Source organism: Paenibacillus sp. V4I5, assembly GCF_030817255.1.
Lineage (GTDB): Bacteria > Bacillota > Bacilli > Paenibacillales > NBRC-103111 > Paenibacillus_E.
In genome coordinates this window covers 5826018-5847096 of sequence record NZ_JAUSZB010000002.1, presented here as the reverse complement: position 1 = coordinate 5847096, position 21079 = coordinate 5826018, and the positions used below count along the sequence as shown (strand labels likewise).

The 21079-nt window shown below is 45.3% G+C and carries 15 protein-coding genes; 3 read left to right on the top strand and 12 right to left on the bottom strand.

The window, feature by feature from the left end:
- Nucleotides 1-109 precede the first annotated feature (109 nt).
- The gene (locus QFZ78_RS28695; protein WP_307552612.1) at nucleotides 110-1159 is read left to right on the top strand and encodes a zinc-binding alcohol dehydrogenase family protein; all 1050 of its coding nucleotides are present in this window, start codon (nucleotides 110-112) and stop codon (nucleotides 1157-1159) included.
- A gap of 43 nt (nucleotides 1160-1202) precedes the next feature.
- Here QFZ78_RS28695 and QFZ78_RS28690 read toward each other — a convergent pair whose 3' ends face one another.
- From QFZ78_RS28690 to QFZ78_RS28665, 6 genes are all read right to left on the bottom strand, one after another.
- Complete coding sequence (locus QFZ78_RS28690) at nucleotides 1203-3578, bottom strand: glycoside hydrolase family 95 protein (protein WP_307552610.1); 2376 nt, start codon at nucleotides 3576-3578, stop codon at nucleotides 1203-1205.
- Nucleotides 3571-4260, bottom strand: coding sequence for an SGNH/GDSL hydrolase family protein (locus QFZ78_RS28685; protein ID WP_307552608.1), 690 nt, complete (start codon nucleotides 4258-4260; stop codon nucleotides 3571-3573). The genes QFZ78_RS28690 and QFZ78_RS28685 overlap by 8 nt, the downstream gene beginning before the upstream one ends.
- Before the next feature lie 17 nt (nucleotides 4261-4277).
- Nucleotides 4278-5408 (bottom strand): SGNH/GDSL hydrolase family protein, encoded by a 1131-nt coding sequence (locus QFZ78_RS28680; RefSeq protein ID WP_307552606.1) that lies wholly within the window; start codon nucleotides 5406-5408, stop codon nucleotides 4278-4280.
- A gap of 36 nt (nucleotides 5409-5444) precedes the next feature.
- Nucleotides 5445-6275: a carbohydrate ABC transporter permease gene (locus QFZ78_RS28675; RefSeq protein ID WP_307552604.1), complete on the bottom strand. Its 831-nt coding sequence runs from the start codon at nucleotides 6273-6275 to the stop codon at nucleotides 5445-5447.
- Complete coding sequence (locus QFZ78_RS28670) at nucleotides 6275-7147, bottom strand: carbohydrate ABC transporter permease (protein WP_307552602.1); 873 nt, start codon at nucleotides 7145-7147, stop codon at nucleotides 6275-6277. Before QFZ78_RS28670 ends, QFZ78_RS28675 begins: the two co-directional genes overlap by 1 nt.
- 75 nt (nucleotides 7148-7222) lie before the next feature.
- On the bottom strand, nucleotides 7223-8512 hold the full coding sequence (locus tag QFZ78_RS28665) for an ABC transporter substrate-binding protein (protein ID WP_373460439.1): 1290 nt from the start codon (nucleotides 8510-8512) through the stop codon (nucleotides 7223-7225).
- Between the two features lie 220 nt (nucleotides 8513-8732).
- On the opposite strand from QFZ78_RS28665, the gene QFZ78_RS28660 reads away from it, so the two are divergent.
- Both QFZ78_RS28660 and QFZ78_RS28655 read left to right on the top strand, forming a co-directional pair.
- The gene (locus QFZ78_RS28660; RefSeq protein WP_307552598.1) at nucleotides 8733-10538 is read left to right on the top strand and encodes a sensor histidine kinase; all 1806 of its coding nucleotides are present in this window, start codon (nucleotides 8733-8735) and stop codon (nucleotides 10536-10538) included.
- 21 nt (nucleotides 10539-10559) lie between these two features.
- On the top strand, nucleotides 10560-12080 hold the full coding sequence (locus QFZ78_RS28655; protein WP_307552597.1) for a response regulator: 1521 nt from the start codon (nucleotides 10560-10562) through the stop codon (nucleotides 12078-12080).
- Here QFZ78_RS28655 and QFZ78_RS28650 read toward each other — a convergent pair.
- The 6 genes from QFZ78_RS28650 to QFZ78_RS28625 all read right to left on the bottom strand — a co-directional run bounded on the left by QFZ78_RS28650 (nucleotide 12061) and on the right by QFZ78_RS28625 (nucleotide 21078).
- The gene (locus QFZ78_RS28650; protein ID WP_307552596.1) at nucleotides 12061-12594 is read right to left on the bottom strand and encodes a pentapeptide repeat-containing protein; all 534 of its coding nucleotides are present in this window, start codon (nucleotides 12592-12594) and stop codon (nucleotides 12061-12063) included. The two genes, QFZ78_RS28655 and QFZ78_RS28650, sit on opposite strands and share 20 nt — an antisense overlap.
- 256 nt (nucleotides 12595-12850) lie before the next feature.
- On the bottom strand, nucleotides 12851-15883 hold the full coding sequence (gene lacZ / locus QFZ78_RS28645) for a beta-galactosidase, LacZ type (RefSeq protein ID WP_307552595.1): 3033 nt from the start codon (nucleotides 15881-15883) through the stop codon (nucleotides 12851-12853).
- 75 nt (nucleotides 15884-15958) lie between these two features.
- The gene (locus QFZ78_RS28640; protein ID WP_307552594.1) at nucleotides 15959-16783 is read right to left on the bottom strand and encodes a carbohydrate ABC transporter permease; all 825 of its coding nucleotides are present in this window, start codon (nucleotides 16781-16783) and stop codon (nucleotides 15959-15961) included.
- Entirely contained in the window at nucleotides 16776-17615 is an 840-nt protein-coding gene (locus tag QFZ78_RS28635; protein ID WP_307555940.1) for a carbohydrate ABC transporter permease, read from the bottom strand. Before QFZ78_RS28635 ends, QFZ78_RS28640 begins: the two co-directional genes overlap by 8 nt.
- 185 nt (nucleotides 17616-17800) lie before the next feature.
- Nucleotides 17801-19114 carry an ABC transporter substrate-binding protein gene (locus QFZ78_RS28630; protein ID WP_307552593.1) on the bottom strand — a complete coding sequence of 438 codons (1314 nt, stop codon included), beginning with the start codon at nucleotides 19112-19114 and terminating at the stop codon, nucleotides 17801-17803.
- Between the two features lie 188 nt (nucleotides 19115-19302).
- On the bottom strand, nucleotides 19303-21078 hold the full coding sequence (locus QFZ78_RS28625) for a cache domain-containing sensor histidine kinase (protein ID WP_307552591.1): 1776 nt from the start codon (nucleotides 21076-21078) through the stop codon (nucleotides 19303-19305).
- Nucleotide 21079: the final 1 nt, after the last annotated feature.

Here is a 21079-nt window from a genome sequence, read left to right as displayed (position 1 = left end):
GGTATGATTTTTAGTACTATATAATAAAATTATGCCTACTTCCTAAAAGTAAGTATACACCATATAATTCAAACGTACGATATACCAACTTGAAAGGAAGAAGAAAAATATGACTAATCACCAAAAAATGAAAGCAGTCGGCGCTTACCGATATCTCCCTATATCCGATCCGGAGAGCCTTGTTGATCTGTCTATTGAAAAACCGGTTCCTACAGGACGCAATCTACTGGTTGAAGTAAAAGCCATCTCTGTCAACCCTGCCGACTTGGGTGTGCGAGAGAAAAACAACTATGAAGAAGAATCACCCAAAATTCTAGGTTGGGATGTAGCTGGTATCGTGGAACAGGTTGGACCTGAATGTCAGTTGTTTAAACCTGGAGATGAGATCTATTATGCGGGGAGTGTGGCTCGCCCAGGGGGTAATAGTGAATTTCACTTGGTAGATGAACAAATTGTGGGAAACAAACCGAAGAGTTTGGATTTTGCACAAGCAGCCGCTTTACCGCTTACCTCAATTACTGCTTGGGAGGGGTTATTTGACCGCTTAGGAATCCAACATAGCGATGAAGAAAACAAAAATAAAAGCATACTCATTATCGGTGCAGCAGGAGGTGTAGGGTCAATAGCTACTCAACTTGCCAAATTAGCAGGTCTAACTGTAATAGGTACTGCTTCACGCCCAGAGTCAATCCAGTGGACCATAAATCAAGGGGCAGATTTTACAATCAACCACAATAGCCATTTTGCATCACAACTCAAGAATATTGGATTTGAGACTGTCGATTATATATTTTGCTTAAATGACACGGTGCAACATTTTGCGAATATGGCAGAGGTCATAGCACCCCAAGGTAAGATTTGTTCAATCGTTCCTGCAGATAAAGCTTCTTGGACGGGAAGCTTAGATATGGATCTGCTTTTTTCTAAAAGTGTCACGTTTGTATGGGAGCTCATGTTTACCCGATCCATGTTCCATACCAAAGATATCATCAAACAACACGAGCTGCTGAATGAACTGGCTGACTTAATCGATAAGGGTAAGTTAACAACCACTTTAACTGAACGCCTAGAACCAATTAATGCAAAAAACCTACGTGCTGTACATGAAAAAATGGAAGCAGGTAGATCGATAGGAAAGATTGTGTTGGAAAACTTCTAACAACAATAATAAGCGTTCACTCAATAGAGTGAACGCCTATTTACTAAGTCCCAAACGACCGCAAAACGTAGATACACCCCTCTTGTGTAAAGAATTCAATCCGATCAGCATCAATCCTACGACAATCGATGATAACCCCCTCCGACACAACGGTATCAACGGGCTGCTTGCTTCTTACTCTGCATAAACCTCCGTGTAGGGACCGCACGCTCACTTCTATCCATCCCCCCTGCTCCCACCGGATCTCAACCTCGAATCCACCTCTGGCCAGCAAGCCTTTCACGAACCCGTCAGCCCACGGTGTGGGTAATGCAGGAAGTAGGCTAAGTTCATCGGCATGACTTTGAAGCAGCATCTCGGCGATTCCTGCTGTGCCGCCAAAGTTGCCGTCAATTTGAAAAGGAGGATGTGCGTCGAATAGATTCGGGTAAACGGATGTCTCCAGCAGCTGTCGTACATAGCGATAAGATGATTCGCCATCTTCCAACCTTGCGAACAAATTAATGATCCAGGCACAGCTCCAGCCCGTGTGCCCCCCACCCTGCTCCAGTCTTCTCCGAAGTGAAGTCCGCACAGCTTCCGCCAACTGAGGATGCTCATGAAGCAATATTTGATTCCCCGGGTAAAATCCGTACAAATGGGACATATGCCGATGCCCTGGTTCCTTTTCCATGAAATCTTCTATCCACTCTTGGAGTTGTCCGTAACGCCCAATCTGTAGCGGATAAAGTCGTTCCCTTGCCTGGCTCAGCGCAGATTGGAAGTCCTGATCAACCTCCAAAACTTCGCAGGCCTGCATACAATTACTGAATAAATCCCAGATGAGCATGAGATCCATCGTTGCCGCTTTGCTGACAGCCGAGATATAACCATTGGACGAAATCAATTGATTTTCGGGCGAGGTGGACGGATTCGTAACCAGAAATCCTGAAGCGTCCTCCACTAGCCAGTCAAGCGCAAACATAGCGGCTCCCTTCATCAGCGGATAGGCCTCATGGCGCAAATAGGAGGTATCCTTACTAAATACATAATGCTCCCATAGATGCCTGCAAAGCCAAGCTCCCGACATCGGCCAAAAAGCCCAATGGAGGCCTCCGTCCTTCTCGCCAACCGGATTAGACAGCTTCCAAATATCCGTATTATGATTAGCAGCCCAACCGCGGCAGCCAAATGTTTCCGATGCAGTAGCCGCTCCTGTAAGGGCCAATTCTCCGATCATCTTCAGCAGAGGTTCATGGCACTCGCTCAAATTACAAATTTCAGCAAGCCAGTAATTCATTTGAACGTTAATATTGGTCGTAAAATTAGAGGACCATGGCGGTCGGAGCTCCCGATTCCAGATGCCTTGCAGATTGGCCGGCTGGGAGCCCGGTCTTGAGGAAGAGATCAATAAATATCTGCCGAATTGAAAGAACAACTCCACCAAACCACGATCTTCCGCGCCTGTGCGAAATCTCTCCAATCGCTTGTCTGTCGGGAATTCAGACTGCTTTGGGTCGTCTCCAAGCTTTAATTCCACTCTATGAAATAAGCGTTGGTAATCTTCTATATGCCGCTCAAGCAGCTGGGCATATCCTCTGGAGCTTGCCGCTTCTATTCTGCTGAGGCAGGTATCTCTTAGCTTCTGCTGCCGGTTCGGGTCCTCAACTGACGGATACGTCGTCGCAGCAGTGATCAGCAGAACTGCGTTCTGCGCCCCCTGCACCGTAAGCTCCCCTTGATTGGTAACCGAAACCTCACCTTCATCGGCAAGCACTGCCAGATGCAGCTCGAACTCAATGCTTGGCCGTTCGTCGTAAAGAATAGGAGGCTCCACTCCCATACTCCTGTAGTTCGGCTCCACGTGACTGGGGCATCGTCCCTTGTACACCAGATGTTTATCCGTCAGCCTGATCACTTCTCCCTGCAGCATGCCCTGCAGCGAAGCTGTAAAGATCAGCTCATGCTGCTCCGCTTTGAGCCGTACAACCATCACCTGATCTGGGCTACTGCAAAATGCCGTCTGCAACAAGCTCCGCTCACCGCTGGACATGTGCATTTGCGTAACGGCGTTGTCCAGCAACAACTCACGCTTATACGCCGAAATCTCTCCCGGGTTTTTGCGATTAATGATCAGGTTTCCCAGAGGCAAGTACGACTGCGCATAGGAGCTCAACGCTTCTTGGTGGATCAACTGCTCTGCTTCTTCATAACTGCCTAGATCAATGAGACTTCTGACTTTGGACAGGCTCGGAAATGGCCGCGGCCGCTGAGCGTCATGCGGAGTCCCTGACCACAGCGTATCTTCGTTTAATTCAATCCGCTCCTCAACCTGTCCACCGAACACCATGCCGCCCAATCGCCCGTTACCGATCGGAAGCGCCTCTTCCCACTGTACCGCCGGTTGCTCGTACCAGAGCTTCAATTCTTTTTCACTCACACGCTTGCCCTCCTCCTGATATCCCACTATCAGACATGAATCGTTTGCTATAAAAGTCCATCCAACGATTTTTTAATAAGGCATGGCCAGCCGGTGTCGGGTGAATCCCGTCCCAAAGCCAATAAGCCGCGGGCGCCAGCTCGCAGGCATCAGTAAAGTTTTGCTGCAAATCGATATAGTCTAGGCCGTATTCATCCGTAATTTTACGAATCTGTTCCTGTTTCCGGCTCATTTCGGAATGCCATGCTTGCCAATCTTGCCCCACATGACCTGCTGGAAGCAGAAACGGCTCGCAGATCACAATCGCTGTTGAGGGCAGAAGTTCCTGCGTATCCTCAATCAATCTACGATATGTTCGCACAAACCTGTCCTGAACCAAATCCTGCTTCCCGTTCACGCATGCGTAAACATCGTTGACCCCGATTAAAAGACTGATGAGATCAGGATGCAGCGAAAGCGCATCCTCCTCCCAGCGTCCATACAAATCGGCGACGCGGTTCCCGCTGCAGCCGCGATTAACAATATGCGGCGCTTGTCCGGCTGCCTGCAAGCCTAGCTCCGCGGCAAGCAGAAACACATACCCGTGACCCAAGATATGATTCAAGTCATCGTTTCTTCCGCGATTTCCGTCGGTAATCGAGTCACCTTGAAACAATATGGATGAAACCCCAAATTTATTCATTTCAATACTCCTTTAGATCAGCAATTGTTCCCATACCATGACAGGAATGCATCCGCTATAGCTAAGCCCGCCTCCCCATTAGGATGCGGGTCCGAACCTGAGGCCATGTAGGCAGGCTTAAGTAGATTGTCGTTTGATACTGATTGAGAAAGCACCTCTGCCATATCAAACACGCGATCGATGCCAAGGATGGCATGTTGACGTATTGAATCATTGACCTGTCTCCAGGCCAATTCCTGTGAATCCGTGAAATTAAATGTAGGAACTGTACACAGGATAATCGTCATTGCAGCATTATCCTGTTTAAGTTTGGCGACGATGGTCTGCAGGTCATCCAGCACTTGAACCGCACTTCGGCCCGCAGTACCGATATCGTTAACCCCCAATGCAATGACGACTTCATCGCTTTGCTTGGCCTTGTACAGCCAGGCTCCATCGCTTGCTGCATCATAGGCTCTCGCCCATCCTGAACCGATATTCCAGACACTGCACGAATGCGCGAGTCCCTCCGCAATGCGTGCAGCCCAGTATTCATAAGCATCTAAACGGGTCCGCACGCCTTGGGTAATTGAATCCCCCAGAAAAGCAATGCGTTTCGCACATGCACGCTCGTAGCCTATGAAATCCGGCAGCACCAAGCAGTTGACAGATTTGTGGTATAAATCGGATGACGCTTGAACAGCAGCATGTCCCGGCGCATCATAGGCAGATACCAGCAAGCCTTCCGTATTGAAGGGAAAACTGTGGCCCGCAGCCATAGACGTAATCGTCCATGTAAACGCCAAATAATTTCCTTCCGGGACTGTAAAAGTTAAGGCATCACTCCAGAACATTTCGCCTGGTATGACAAGTTTGGAGAACGAGGAATCGTAAGTTAACGGAACTTGAGTGCCCGAAACGACACTTCCGTCAGGATGCTTTCCGCCGTCAGCAATGTAAGCCGCCTCAATTCTCCATGAACCCCCTTGCAGATTTGCTCTGGAAACTGACCCGTCCGCCCATGTGGAGTCTACGTTATTGCTGCACCAGAATTTCATCTTCAGCTTCCCGTATTCCCTCGGCTTGATGTAAGTTCTGTAAGAATGCGTAAAGGTTGAATCGCTTGTCATAATAAAATTTTTAGCCGTTGAAAGAACGGTGGCTGACATATAGGAAGCCCTCATCTCTGAAATGACATCCTTTCCTTAACCTTTGACGGCTCCGGCTGTTAAGCCGCTGACGATATATTTCTGAGCCATCAGATACAAGATAAGTACTGGCAATGAGGTCAAAGTCAGGTCGGCGAATACGAGATTCCAATCCCTGCTGAATTTACCGTAAAAGTTATATACAGATAAAGGCATCGTCCAATTGGAGCTATCCGTCAAGAAATAAATCGGAATCGTAATGTCGTTCCAGACGGACATAAACACCATAATCGCCACGGTTGCATTTACCGGAATAATTAACGGGAAAATAACTTTTAAAAATACGTCGAACATATTGGCGCCTTCCAGAAAAGCTACTTCATCCAGCGCTCTCGGTATCGACTTCATGAAACCTACGTACAGAAATACGCTAAACGCACTGTTCATGGCCGCATAGATAAAAATAGCGCTCGTGATCGTACCATAAAGGCCCAACCATTGGACAACACGGATCGTCGTAATAATTGAAACAGGAGCTATCAACCCCATAAAGAAAAACAGGTAGATTAAATTAGAAAGTCGCGTATCCCGGCGCACAATAATGAACGCAGCCGCAGAAGTTGTAATAATGTTCAGCAGCGACGAAACTCCGGCAATGAGAATTCCGTTCCAGAAAGCACGAAGCAGCCCTCCCTGTTCGATCACTTCCTTGTAATTGGAAAACATCCATTTGCGGGGAAGTTTTAACGAGAAATCTAGAACCTCTGAGCTTGTTTTAAAGGAACCTAACAGCATAATGAGCAATGGAGCTATAATGGCGAGCGCAAGTATCAGCATGAGGACTTCTACAACGAGCGCCTTCCAGTCGGTTTTACGCAATGAAATCATTATTCCTGTACCTCCTTGCGGCGCATATACATGAGCAGCGGAATGGAAATGAGCGTTACGGCTATAAACAGTACGGTATTCACGGCCGTTCCAAGCCCCCAGTTCCCTTCGCCGAATGCTTTTAAAATCATGGTCCCAATGACCTGAGAAGAATTCCCGGGACCTCCGCCTGTAAGAACGAACACCTCTGAGAACACCTTCAAGCCACCGATCAAGGTCAGCATGACATTGATATTAATAGCAGGCCATAGCAACGGAAGCGTAATATGAAGGAAGCTCTTCCAGTCTCCTGCTCCATCAATTCTGGCCGCTTCGTAATAATCTTTCGAGATGGATTGCAGCCCTGCCAAATAAATAGCCATTTGAAATCCCGTAAATTGCCAGATCGCAAGTCCGCTAATCGTCAGCATAATAACGGAGGGATCCGTCAGCCAAGCTTGCTTCAGAACACCCAAGCCTACGTCATCAAGAATTTGATTAATTAAGCCTTCCGAACGAAGCATGGGGATGAACAAGAGACTAATGACCAGTACGCTTATAATGGAAGGTGTGTAAAATATAGCTCTTAGCCAATTCTTCGTTTTCAAATTCATATTCAGCGCAACTGCAAGAAGGATTGCCAGCACATTTTTGCCAATGACGGTTACAATAGCGAAAATAATCGTATTCTTGATGGCCAGAAGCAGCGTCTCGTCCGTGAAAATACGTTCAAAGTTATACAGCCCGTTGAAATGGATCTCTTCCGTGTCCAACCGCCAATCCGTAAAGGAATAAAACAAACCTATAACCGTTGGCAGCACATAAAAAACCAAATAGAGAAGAAGAGCCGGTAAAATTAAATAATAAGAATACAGACGTTTGGTAATTCCCATGTTATCACGCTCCATAAAAAACTTTGGCAGAATAAAGCCTTTAAGCTTCATTCTGCCTTTGGCGAAACCTTATACTTAGAAGCCCGGCATTTTCTTGTCTTTCATCAGCTGAGCGAATTTTTTATCCCAGGAAACATAAACGTCTTTCGGAGTCTTACCACCCGCATACATGTCTTGGTAGCCTTTCCATAGCTCTGAGATGTCGACAGATAGGTACGCGTCCATCGTCATTGTCGTTTTATTCGTTTTCATATAGGTATCGACGATCGCCTGCTTATATGGAGGCAGTTCCGGCGTTTGGATATCTTTGAAATTGGAAATATATTTGTTCGCTGTTACAATTTTTTGCCCTACGCTTTGGGAGGCAAGGTAATCAAGGAATTTTTTGGTTTCCGCCAGATGCTTGGCTTTTTTAGGTACGAACAATTGGCCGCCTAGCGGGCTTATTCCCAAATCCGCTCCGTCTGCATACGGGATAGCAAAGAGTCCAAGATGAATGTTTGGATCTTTTTGATAGGCGTCATTAATGAGCCAATCCCCCATAGCCATCATTGCGACTTCCTTCTTCAGGAATTTATTGACCGCCATGTCATAGCTATCGCTTAATACGTCCTTGTTCGTATATCCTTTCTTAAACAGGTCCAGCTGCTGCTGCGTAACGGTTTCAAAAGCGGGAACTTCGGTCCACTTACGCTTATTCGCGTTCAAATCTTCCCACAATTTAGGATCGTTTTTCTTCGCATAATCGGCCAATGCGGCTGCGGTCCAAATATTAGTAGCCCAGGAATCTTTAAAAGGCATGAAGATCGGAGTGATACCGCTTGCTTTAATTTTTTCACTAACCGCCAGCAGTTCTGTATAATTCTTTGGAACAGACAGTCCCAATTCCTTGAATATATCCTGGTTGTAAACCATTCCCTGCTGGCCTGCGTCCTGATTCAGGTGAAACGCGTAAATATGCCCGTTAGAAGAAAGTACATCCTTGTTAAGCAATCTGGAAGCCCACGGCTCATTATCTAGCTGTTCAAAATTTTTATCCAAATTTAGTTCTCTTTCCGCACTGACGAGGTTATAAAGAATCAGGTCAGGCACTTCTCCCACAGCCAGCTTCGTCTGCATAATCGTGGAGATTTGCTCGGAAGGAAGCATCTGGATGTTGACGTGAATATTCGTCTGCTTTTCAAACTCCGCCAGCATTTCTTTATTCGCATAAGCTGCGTTCTCAGAGCTTTTCCCCAATGCAAATTCAATCGTTACTTTTGCCGACTGCGAGGGAGCCGCTTTATCCGTGCTGCTTGGCGTGCTGCTTCCGCCCGAATCTGGATTGCTTTTGGATCCACAGCCTGTCAGGGAGAGCGCTATCATAAGCGCAAGAGAACTAAATAATATTCTTTTATTTATTTGTTTCAAACTGAACCCCTCCATCATGTTTGTTTGATGAAACCCGTTGCAACTGGTTACAAATACGATTATAGGTCGCTAATCCTGCAAAGTACATGTTCGTGGTTGACTCTTCCTGTGTAATATTATGAACCAATTTGGGGGGTATTAACGATTTCATTCCGGTGTTATAGTAGGGATATTCATGACACTACAGGAAGGAAGGTGCGCAGAGGTGAATAACTTGACCGGCAAAAAGCCGCTGCAGATCAACCTCCAGACCAAGCTGTTTGCAACCTTTTTCATTCTGCTTATCTTCATTCTCGGCTGCTTTCTGATTTATGTGAATGTGCTGGTCGTCAAGCCGCTCAAAGAAAGGACCATCCAGGACACCCTCTTGACGGCCACCAAAGTTGCGAGTCAACTGGACAGCTACATTGCTATGCAAAACCAGCTTTCGCAGCGCGTATTATCTAATCGAGATATTTTCTCTTTTTTATATGAGTCCTTGAGCAAAAAGTCAACTTACACGATTGATGATTTGAATCAAAAACGTGTGCTAAGCGATATTATGTTTCGGGCTGTGGGTCCAAGCCTAAATATCCATGATATGATCATTTACAGTCTTCAAGGCGATGAGTTGGCTTCCTATATCGGATATACGGACCTGCCTTCGCTTGAGCCCGTATTAAGCGACGAGACGGTAAGAAGGAAATTGGAAAGCAGCAGCTACATTCTCTACGCGCCCAAAGATCAGCCTATCGCTTTTATTCGATCCATCGTGGATGTGAACGGCACCGTCTTCGGTTATCTGTCCATTCAGATGGATAATCGTGATTTACAATCCTTGGCTGACGCCGGCAACATCGGAAACGTATTTGTAACAGACGGCAACGGTGAAGCGGTTATTAAGTCCTCAGATACGGAATACAAGACACCTGACGGGAGCAATGACAACCTTTCAAACACGAAAGGCATTTATAAAGATACGTCTGAGAATTATGTCGCCTTCCAGAAATCTTCGTTTACAGGATGGACGGTATATGTGATCACACCGAGCAAATCCGTTCTTGGTTCTGTCAATTCTGTTAAAAATATTGCGATAATCATCATTGTCTCCCTAACATTATTCTCGTTTTTGTACATCTATTTCACGTCCAAAAGTCTAGTGCTGCCGATCAGGAAGCTTCGCAGTCAAATTCTTCGCATCAACTATAGCAACTTGAGCCTGAACATGGACAGCCGACTGTACAACAATGAACTGCTGCTGCTGAACGAAGCGTTTCGCGAGCTTTTTGACCGGCTGCAAGAATCGATCGAAAGAGAGAAGATGGCGGTGCACAAAGAGGCAATGGCTCGGAATTCGGCGCTGCAAGCGCAGATCGCTCCGCATTTTATTCACAATGTGCTTTATTTGATCAGCATTGCTGCTCAAGAGAACAAGAAACAAGTCGTTAGTGAAATGTGCAAGCATTTATCCGAAAATTTGAGATATGTCGTTTCTTCGCCGTATGAGCATGTCACTTTATTGGATGAAATTGAGCATACCAAGCATTACTTATCGTTGATTGGGCAGCAATATGAGGATGATCTCATGTGGGAAATAGACATCGATCACTCTTCTGAATCTATACTGCTGCCACGCCTGGTCATTCAACCATTTGTGGAGAACTGCATTGAACACGCCTTCGATCGATCCGATCCTCCTTGGAAAATCCAGATTAAAGCCAAGCTGTACAACGGGCTGTGGGCTATTGAAATCACGGATAACGGCGGGGGGTTTGAGGAATCCAAGATCAAAGAAATTCTAAGCCATATCGACGACATGAACCCCGACTCCCAGGAGCAGGAGAGTCTTGCAGCGGGAATTGGCAATATGGGGATTGTGAACACCGTAAACCGCCTCAAGCTTATGTACAGGAACCGGTTATTTTTTAATTTGTACAACAATTCCGGCAGCCAGGGCGCTACCATCCAAATTATTGCTTCGTTAACCAGAGACTTTTACTAGATTCATGTAGGAGGGACAACGATGTTTCAAGCTCTCATTGCAGAGGACAGCAAACCGATTCTGCGGAACCTTAAAGCGCTCATTCACACTTCCGGTCTTCCTATTCAAGTCGCAGCCGTCGCAACGAACGGCGAGGAAGCGCTGGAGATTTGTCAGCATAACACAATCGACATTCTCATTACGGACATCAGAATGCCCAAGATGGACGGTCTTACGCTGATTGATCAAGCCAAAAGAATAAACGCCAAACTGAAGGTCGTTCTCATCAGCGGTTATAACGATTTCGAATACACGCGAAAAGCCATTAATTTGCAGGTATGCGACTACTTGTTAAAGCCTGTAGAACGCAGTCAGATGATGGAGGTTATGGAACGGGTCGTCGCCCAACTCAAAGAGGAACACCATACAGAAAGCTCAGTATTCGATGGAATCCTGGATCCGTCTTCCAGCCGTCTTATGAAACTGGAACCGGTTTTCTTTGAGCAATCCAAGCTGTTATGGGTGGTTCGCAAGCACATCTTTACGCCCCTTTCGGATCACTGGAATTCGGAGATTATTAAGATGAGACTGACGGAGGCTTTTGAGGGGCATCCCTTTTGGCTTTTTCCAACCCAAGATCCCCTGCAGCTTCTTATTCTGACGAATGCTTCTTTCATTGAGGGCCACAATTACAATTTGAATATAATGGAAAAAATACACAATTTCTTTGTTACACTGGGCCTCGATGTCTCTATAGCTTGCAGTTCCAGATCGGTAGTGCCCCAGAAAATCCCCGAGTCTTACAGGGAAATTTCACAGACACTCAAGGAGCAATTAAACGTGTCCAAGCCGGTCCTGCTGGATGTCAGCCTTTCTCTGCACATACAGCAAGCTTCCCAAGAGGAAATAAACCGATTAGGCGACAACTATACAGGCATGATACAGAGACTTCAGAAGGACCGCTTTCTCCTGCAGCTCTCCGAGCAGTTGAGTAAATGGCAGCAGGCTGACCTCCCCGTCGCCCAGTTGGAACGCTTTGTATCCAGGCTTGTAGGAGCATTCGAATCCTCCGCAAACCAGCATACCGAATGGAAAAACTGGGTGGTGCATGAACAAGCCAGGAAACTATTTGAACAATCAAGCTATGCCGATTTTTGCTCTGAACTTCTTACATTTTCGGGCGAATGCTTCGATTTTTTGCTGACCTATAACAAAAAAAGCGGCAATGAGTTGTTTATGAAAATCGATGAGCATCTCAGAACGAACCTGTATGCACAGGTGTCCATGAGCGATCTTTCTACGAAATTCCATGTAAGTTCTTCCTATATAAGCCGGATTGTAAAAAAATATTCTCAAAACACGTTCGTACATCACTATCTGGATTTGAAAATTCGTGAAGCAAGAAGACTTATGGAAACAAATCCCGAAATGAAAATCAAAGAATTATCGGATGCGCTCTGCTTTCACGACCAGCATTACTTTTCGAAAGTATTCAAGGAATATGTCGGATGCAGTCCATCAGAATACAAAGCAGCGATTCCCTTCAAGCCTCAAGATGTATAAAGAAGCTGGGGCAAGAATTGGACAATTGACACGAAAAAAATCCGACTTGCCTTTTGAAAGGAAAAGTCGGATTTCTCAGTCTCAATCTATCTTTGCACCGTATGAACGCAAAAAATAACAGCTTGCTCTCTGTCCATCCGCGCGCCTTTGACAACAAGCGTTTTAAAATCGCGATTCCATCCATATTGGCGCCACGCAAGTCCGCACCCTGCAAATTTGCTTTTCCAAAAATCGCACTTGTCAGGTCGCAATCTCTTAGATCAGCCTTCTCCAGATTAGCATTAGAAAGATCTGCTCCAAAAAAACGAACTCCTCGCATAACCTGTTTTGCTAATCTGGCTTGTCTCAAATTTGTATAGGACCAATCCCCTTGAACCAATGTAACACCATCCATTTGTACGCCTGCAAAGTCTGAGCCTGTCATTTTACAATAGTTAAATTCTGAAACGAAGAGATTAGCTACAGTAAAATTGCAGTTTTCAAAAGCTGATTCTGTGTGAATCGAACCATTCAACAAAGCTCCCCGAAAATTGCATTCTATGAATCGGCATTGGTTTATCGTGATTTCCTCCATTGAGCTGCTAGTAAATGTACAACGTTTAAAGGTGCAGCGAATGAGTTCGCCGTATCTTAAATCCCGCCCGCTAAAATTTATACCTTTTGGCTATTCTATAATTAGATAGGAATGAAAAATGGGTTGAGAGGGATATTAGTCCCCACTCAACCCATTTTCTTTGTTTGCACCGATCAAAGTACGTCGTATGGAGCCATCATAGCCGGTGAATATTGAATTCAAACGCTAGGTCTTGATCGGCTTTGATCAGATACTCATCATGTACTGGCGCACCCCAGCTATCGTCACCACCAACGCCCATTTGTCTGCCCGCTACCGTGACGACCGTGTAATGAACGTTCGGCAGTTCGTAATGATGGTAGGCATTTTCCAACTCGAATGCCGTAAACGGTGAAATGTTACATTCCACCGGCTGAGCAGCTGGTGCGGTTATCCGAATACCGTGGCCATCGTCGTTCGTAATGTTCACACGGCGGACGCCTGTGCGGTTCCCCGACTCTTGCGGCACGACATATCCAGACACATTATCAGCAGCGTCATTCTTGAACACCCCGAGCCTAGCTCCGAAGGCGCGATCGATATAGTTCTCCTCAGGTCCCATCGCGTACCAATCCAAATGGAAATAATCAGCTGGAACCTTGAACGACAACGCAAAGATCGGCAGTTTCGGAAGGCCTGATGTCCCCTCATAGCTTGACTTGACATTCACGCTACCGTCAACATAAACGGTATATACAACAGTTACCCGAACATCCTCGCTGATATTAAGCTTGTATTGAATAGTTACTGTTACGCTTCCCGCTTGCTGTGTCAGATTGACACCGATACATTTGCGCGTTAAGCTGGCCGCGTACCAAGCACCTGAGTCAAAGCCAAGCGAAAATCCTTTATCGTTATCCGTAGTCGCACGCCAGAATAACGGTGCAGGCGGAATGGCAATCATCTCTCGGCCGGCATAGTTCAGTGAAATCAGGCTTCCTGCCTGTTTCGAGAACATGATACTAAAATCTCGTCCATGAACCCCTATGTTTACATCACCATCCACGACTCTGAATGATCCTTCAGGTTGTGCAGACGAAGCCAGATCATCAACCAGAAATACGTACTGTCCGAACGAAACCTCATAACCGGCTTCTGCCCACAGTGTGCTTTCCTTCAAATAAAGGGAAGCATGTACCACGTACTCGCCCGGTTTATCAACATTTGGCAGTTCAAACGGCACATAAGCTTCACTTTGCGCAGGAACGTCGATATCCCTCCTGCCTCGGAATATCTCCTTGCCTTCAAGATGAAGGACAACGACTAGATCATAGGCATCCGTACCTTCGAACAGGTTTTCGTTCGTCACCTTTACACCTTTACGATCCGGTACGAGTTTGATGTTTTGGTAGAGGAATTTCACTTCCTGCATCTTTGGCGACACCTTGCGGTCCGCGTAAACGATACCGTTCGTACAGAAATTATAGTCAGTGGCGCGGTCGCCAAAATCGCCGCCGAATGCGAGAAACTCTTTGCCGTAACGATCTTTCTTGACGATCACTTGATCGATATAATCCCAGATAAAGCCACCTTGATACATGGCATATTTCTGTTCAAGCGCTGTATATTTATGCATGCCGCCTACCGAATTGCCCATCGCGTGCATATACTCGCAGCTTATATAAGGCTTCTGCGGGTTATCGTTTAAATAGGCCTCAATGTCTGCCGGCTTCGCATACATGCGGCTCTCCATATCGCTCGTATCGTTATACTTGCGGTTATGAAAAACCCCTTCATAGTGAACAAGTCGACTAGGATCCTTCTCCCGGAAATAGTTCGACACGTTTAGCAGGACTTCGCCCGCATAAGCTTCATTACCAACTGACCAGATAAGAATTGAAGGATGGTTCTTGTCGCGCTCGACCATCGAAATTGCGCGGTCCATCACGATATCCTGCCATTCCGGCTTATTCGCCGGAATGTTCCAAGACGGTTCAACTGCGCCCATCTTCTGCCATGAACCATGTGTTTCTAAATTCATCTCATCAATGACGTAGACTCCGTAAATGTCACACAATTCGTACCATAGCGACTGATTCGGATAATGTGAGGTCCGGACGGCATTTAAGTTGTTGCGTTTTAGCGTAGCGATATCCCACAGCATATCTTCCTTCGTAATGGCTCGTCCCCTACGACTGTTGAATTCATGACGGTTGACACCCTTGAAGACGATTCGTTTGCCGTTAAGGTGCATAATTTTATTTATCATTTCAAACTTACGGAAGCCGATCCTCTGCGGAATAACTTCAACGAGCTTGCCTTCTTGATCATATATGCTGACGTACAGAACGTACAAATACGGCTTCTCTGCACTCCAAGTAGTAACTTGTCCCGCATCAATAGACAACGATATAGTATCGATGGTTGACACTTCTGAGCGAGCTGTCGCCACTATATGCCCCGCTGCATCCTTCAATTCGAGCAAGAAGCTTGCTGACTGCACGCTTGTCAGCTTCAAATCCGCACGTAGGCTGCCATTCGCATAAGCGGCATCAAGATCGGTATGGACAAAAAGATCGCGAACGTGAATGCTTGGTATGGTATATAAATAAACATCGCGGAAAATGCCTGAGAAACGCCAGAAATCTTGATCTTCCAGCCAGCTGCCTGTGCTTCTTTGATACACCTCTACAGCAAGCTTATTCTCACCTTCATGCAGGAACGGCGTCAGGTCGAATTCCGCCGGAGTGAAGCTGTCTTCGCTATAGCCGACAAATTCACCGTTTAACCACAAGTAAAAGGCCGACTCCACACCTTGAAACGATATGTAGACGGGCCTGCCCTTCATATGATCAGGCAGTGTGAAGTACTTCACATAACTACCGACCGGATTATCATTTTCCGGAATAGCTGGCGGACGAATATCGTGATGTCCATCCCATGGATACATCGTATTTACATACTGCGGCTTTCCGTAACCCTGCAATTGAATGTGTCCAGGCACTTGAATTTGACTCCAACTGTCGCACTCATAATCGAGCTGGTGGAACAACTCGGGACGGTCAGCAGGCTTCACGAAATAGTTGAATTTCCAACTACCATTCAGGTCGTGCCGCAGCTCCATTGGCGCTGTCGCTTCTGCTTCTTCAAATGTTTCGTAATAACGGTGATCTGAGTGCGCCGGCAACCGGTTCACAGCAAATACGCTTACATCGGTGAGCCAGCTTAGGTTTGGATTCGTCAATTTCATAACATTTTCCCCCGTAAAGTTATTTAAAAGCCAGGTGATGTGCGCTGTGTGCGTAATCACCTGACTTTCTTTTTTCTATTTCACTGAGCCTGTCATACCTGCGACAAAATGCTTCTGCATGAGGAAGAAGACGAGCGCAGTCGGAATCGTCGAAATCACGATAGCCATCATAATAATACCATAATCAGGTGAATAGCTTGATCCCAAATTCGATATCAGCATGGGTATTGTTTTTTTCTCCGGTGATTGCAGAACGATGAGCGGCCATAAATAGCTGTTCCAGCTTGACATGAACGTAATGATGCCCGCTGCGGCGTATGTCGTCTTCATCGTTGGCATGAAAACACGGAAGAATAGATTTAATTCGTTCAGCCCGTCAATTCGACCAGCCTCCAAGAGTTCCCTCGGAAACATCTTCGTATTTTGACGGAAGAAGAAAATCAGGAATGCCGTAGTGAATGTCGGCAGCACAACGCCGGACACCGTATCCAGCCCGATAAATGGAATAACGCGTGAGATACCGCCGAACATTTGAAACAACGGTACCATGATAGCCGCGAACGGAATCATCATCGACAGTAATAGAATGTTAAATACGACGTCCTTCGCCTTACTTCTATAAATTTCAAAGCCGTACCCGGCTAAGGAGCCGATTAACATGGCTAATACGGTCGTTGTAATCGAAATTTTTGCGGAGCTCAGCAAGGCTGGTACAAAATCTACGGAACTAAACAAGTTTGTTATATTTTCCACAAGGTAGCTTCCCGGCAGCAATCTTCCTTTGGTCACATCGGCCGACTTATTCGTGGCACTGATAATCATCCATAGAAACGGAAATATGGAAATAAACGCAGCGACACTCAGAAATATATAAATAAAGATACGTTTCCATTTATCCATTTTTATCACCTGCTGCTTTAAACTGAACAAACGCCAATATAATGATCATAATCACGATGGAATACGATACCGTTGCCGCATATCCGAAATCCGCTGAATATTTAAAAGATAAATTGTAAATATACTGGGAAATGGACATCGACGCGTTCCCTGGTCCGCCCTTCGTAATGTTAACAACTTCATCAAACAACTGCAGCGTACCAATTGTCGATGTAATGGAAGTAAATAAAATAATGGGCTTGAGCAGTGGCATCGTTATTCCGAAAAACTGTCTCGTTGATGAAGCTCCATCAATTTTTGCAGCCTCGTAAATCGATTGATCGATATTTTGAAGCGCGGACAAGTAGAAGATCATATTATAGCCTGTCCACCGCCATGTGATTGCAAGAATAACCGTCACTTTCGCCCAGAACGGATCCGTGATCCATTGAATCGGACCTGCAATAAGATGAATCTTGATCAGAAGTTGATTAACCAAGCCATCCGTAGCAAACAAATATTTAAAAATAACGGAATACGCTACAAGTGAGGTAACAGCCGGCAAGAAAATCGCCGTACGGAAAAAGCCTTTAAATTTTAACTTACTATCGTTCAGTAACACAGAGATAAACATAGCTAGAACAATCATCACTGGAACTTGGATAATCAAATAAATAAACGTGTTCTTAACCGCGGTTATAAACGTTTTATCGCTAAACAGACGAGCGTAGTTATCGAAGCCGACGAAGGATAAATTCATTCCCTTACCCGATTTAAATGATAAAATAAGCGCTTGAATCATGGGATAGAAATAGAACACTGCAATCATGATTACCGCCAGGATAATAAACATCCAACCAGTCAAGTTAGCTCTTGTGCGAATATTTACGCCAGGCCTCGCTGCTTTCACGTTAGCCTAACCCCTTTCTTTACGGAAATAAAACCTTGGAACTTCCTCCAACTCCTGCAGCCGAAACGTTAACTTAGGAATCAGGAGAAGGCGAAGCCCCAGGTTTTATTAATTGCCGTATGATCTAATTATTTAACTTGTGTTTCTGCTTGAGCTTGAGCGTCGCTTAATACTTTGTCGATATCCGTACCCTTTAAATAATTTTGCATTTGGACGACAAGGATATCTTCAATCGCATACGTATGCATACCATAGTTCACCTTTGGAATTTGCTCTGTCCATTTGGCGAAATCGGCAATTACTTTTTGACCACCGAAGAATTCGTCAGCTTGCGTGTACGCCGGTCCGGATGCCGCGGCTTTTAACGTACCGATTGCACCAATCTCCGTAACAAGCTTTTGATACAATTCAACGTCAGATCCAAATGTCTGTTTCAGGAATTCAGCCGCAGCTTCTTTTCCATCGACGTTCATGACGTACCACGAGCTGCCGCCAAGGTTCGATGCATGAACAGATTTTGGGTCGTTTGTCAGTTTAGGAAACGGTACGACAGCCCATTTGCCGGACTGCGATGCTTCTTTTTTAACCGAAGCCGTAATCCAGTTACCGGTTGGAATCGTAGCTACTTCGCCACTGTTGAATGCGCCAACGAATTGGCTCCAATCCGATGTGGCCTTCACAATGTCCGCTTTCATTATTTCTTTATAGGTTTCAGCCGCTTCCTTCAAGGTCGCGTTGCCTGCCAAGTTAGGCGTCGTTCCATCTTCTTTTAAATACCACGAGCCCGCGGACTGAATCATCATGCGAATAAGCCCAAGATCGTTCGGATCTTGCGTCAGCAGTTGCTTGCCTGTTTTGGCTTTCACTGCTTTACCGATCTCAATCAGCTTCTTCCAGTCGATATCCTGCAGATCCTCAACCTTGTAACCCGCTTGCTCTAAGTAATCTTTTCTTACATACAATCCAGCAACGCCGGAATCGAATGGAACCCCATATTGTTTGCCATTTACACTTGTAGGTCCGATTTTGTAATCGGCGAAATCAGTCGGTTTAATCACATTTGTTAATTCAAAGAACGAATCAGGATAAGCTTGCAAGAAGCTTTGTGCCCGATAATCTTCGATCAATACGATTGTCGGCAAGCTTTTTGTCGTGCCTGCATTCAATCCTGCGTTCAATTTCTGAATGATATCGGCTTGCGCGTTTTCCACAATGTTGATCTTCAAACCGGAATCGGGATTTTTCGCCGCGTAAGCTGCTTTTGCACGTTCCATAGCACCAATATTAAATACTTTATCCCACGCCCATACTGTAATTTCCTTCGCAGCCGCAGGCGTAGCTTCAGCGGTGTTTCCTCCCGTATTCGGCACGTTATTCCCTTTGCTCGCGCATGCCGTCAATAGTACTAAGCTGGCCAATAGGATGGCGAGTACCTTTTTCACAAAAATTCAGCCCCTTTTAAATTACTGTAAATTAGTTTTGAAAGCGTTTGCCCCGCTAACAATAGTCATTATAACAATTCGTTAAAATGACCCGTTAGTAATATATTTGTGTGGATTTGTCATTCTATTGTTAGCTTTCTATTGGCTTTTTATGTAAATAGTAATTAATTTGTTTATTGGTATTTTTTTTAGGTATGAAGGAGTGGAAGCTTTATTTTCACTCTCGTTCCCTCATCGATGTTACTCACAATGGTAACGCCGTAGTCCTCTCCGTAAAGCAGTGCTACACGGTCATGTACATTTCGAATTCCAATACCGGAGAAAAAGCGACTGCTGCTAACGGAGCTCTGCGAATTATTCCCATTATCAAAGCCTTTCATTCCAATACCGTTGTCGATGACCTCGCAGACCAGCGCATTTGCCTCGCGCGACACCAGTACATAAATGTACCCTTCGTTCCTTTCATGAAAGGCATGAAAAAATGCATTTTCGATAAAAGGCTGGATGATGAGCTTGGGAACATGATAGGACAAGCAATCTTCGGTTGCAAAATAATCGACTTTGATCTGCTCACCGTACCGCACGTGATTAATAAATACATAATTTTTCAAATTAACTAGTTCTTGCTCCACGGATATCGTTTCACTAATGTTGCTGACGGTATTCTGGAGAAGGGAAATAAGGGAGTTGATGGTAGCGGCGGCTTTCTCCTTATTCCCCTGCTGGACCAAAATTTTCACGGATGCCAGCGTATTATATAGAAAATGCGGGTTAATCTGCATTTGCAGAGCGTATAGCTCTGCGTTGCGCTGGTCCTTCTGTGTCTGAATTAGCTTCTTAATATAATCGTTAAGCTCATCCAGCATGTAATTGTAGGCATGTCCGAGCTCCTTGATTTCGTAGCTGCCAGTAACCGTTATATAATTATCGAAATTATTTGCCGTAATGCCCGACATTTGTCTGGCTAGCAGGGTCAATGACTTTGTCAAATTTCTTGAAATAAGAAATACAATAAGCAGAGCTGCGAACACGATAGCCATACAGATAAGCGCAACCCTTTTGACATCGACCATCTGACTAAGCACCATTTGTTTATCAATGAGATTGACTAGATAAAAATCGTACGTAGGAAGGTACTCCGAAAGCACTAGACTGTTTTTCCCCATTACACTTATATCTTTGACATTTATTTTTTTTTGTTCAATTTCTTTTGCATAGCCAAGTAAATCATGCGCCACTTCGCCAATTAACTCATGGCGGTTACTTGATACGACGCTGCCCGAACGATCCAATATGATAACGTCGTTGCCATCGCTTGTGAAGTTCGTGAAGAATCGCTTAAAGTCACTTTCTCGTATGGCAAAATAAAGAACACCATATGGATTGCCGCTCGTTCTCTCCATAAGTGCCCTAGAAGCGACAATCACCGGGTCAGCTTCAGACAAATTGGTCATGCTTTCTTTATCCAATTGATAGATAAGCCGTTTTGGCGCGACAAGGGTATTGGCGGTTAACCTGCTGTTTCTCAGCTTTTCCAATGAGCTCGGCCAATAATAGCTATCCGTCGAGTGGCTTTTCCTATTCATTCCACTGATCGTAATTGTAACTGGGTAAGCTGCTACATTAGACTGAATCCGTTTCATCTGTTGGCTAGCCTCATAATGACTTCGCACCGTTGAAAGTGTGTCCATATCAGCATTCGTCAGAAACTCTTTAATCGTGCCGTTCTGCAGTACATTATTCGATGCCGTAACGATAGAATAATTGAACGATTCGAAATTCGCTTGAATCTGGCTAATGATTTTTGAATTCGTAATACTGAACGTATTCATGAAGAGTCGCTCCGACATTTGAATCGTGACAAGCGAAGTGAAGAACGACACGGAAATAATACTAACCACCGTGACGATAAACATTTTAATAAAAAGACCGTGATATTTAAATTTGTCCAGGAGTCTCCTCATA

Coding starts and splice junctions, on each gene's coding strand:
- QFZ78_RS28695 (WP_307552612.1), top strand. CDS start 110: ATGACTAATCACCAAAAAATGAAAGCAGTCGGCGCTTACCGATATCTC.
- QFZ78_RS28685 (WP_307552608.1), bottom strand. CDS start 4,260: ATGAATAAATTTGGGGTTTCATCCATATTGTTTCAAGGTGACTCGATT.
- QFZ78_RS28680 (WP_307552606.1), bottom strand. CDS start 5,408: ATGTCAGCCACCGTTCTTTCAACGGCTAAAAATTTTATTATGACAAGC.
- QFZ78_RS28675 (WP_307552604.1), bottom strand. CDS start 6,275: ATGATTTCATTGCGTAAAACCGACTGGAAGGCGCTCGTTGTAGAAGTC.
- QFZ78_RS28670 (WP_307552602.1), bottom strand. CDS start 7,147: ATGGGAATTACCAAACGTCTGTATTCTTATTATTTAATTTTACCGGCT.
- QFZ78_RS28665 (WP_373460439.1), bottom strand. CDS start 8,512: ATGATAGCGCTCTCCCTGACAGGCTGTGGATCCAAAAGCAATCCAGAT.
- QFZ78_RS28660 (WP_307552598.1), top strand. CDS start 8,733: ATGACACTACAGGAAGGAAGGTGCGCAGAGGTGAATAACTTGACCGGC.
- QFZ78_RS28655 (WP_307552597.1), top strand. CDS start 10,560: ATGTTTCAAGCTCTCATTGCAGAGGACAGCAAACCGATTCTGCGGAAC.
- lacZ (WP_307552595.1), bottom strand. CDS start 15,883: ATGAAATTGACGAATCCAAACCTAAGCTGGCTCACCGATGTAAGCGTA.
- QFZ78_RS28640 (WP_307552594.1), bottom strand. CDS start 16,783: ATGGATAAATGGAAACGTATCTTTATTTATATATTTCTGAGTGTCGCT.
- QFZ78_RS28635 (WP_307555940.1), bottom strand. CDS start 17,615: ATGTTTATTATCCTGGCGGTAATCATGATTGCAGTGTTCTATTTCTAT.
- QFZ78_RS28625 (WP_307552591.1), bottom strand. CDS start 21,078: ATGAGGAGACTCCTGGACAAATTTAAATATCACGGTCTTTTTATTAAA.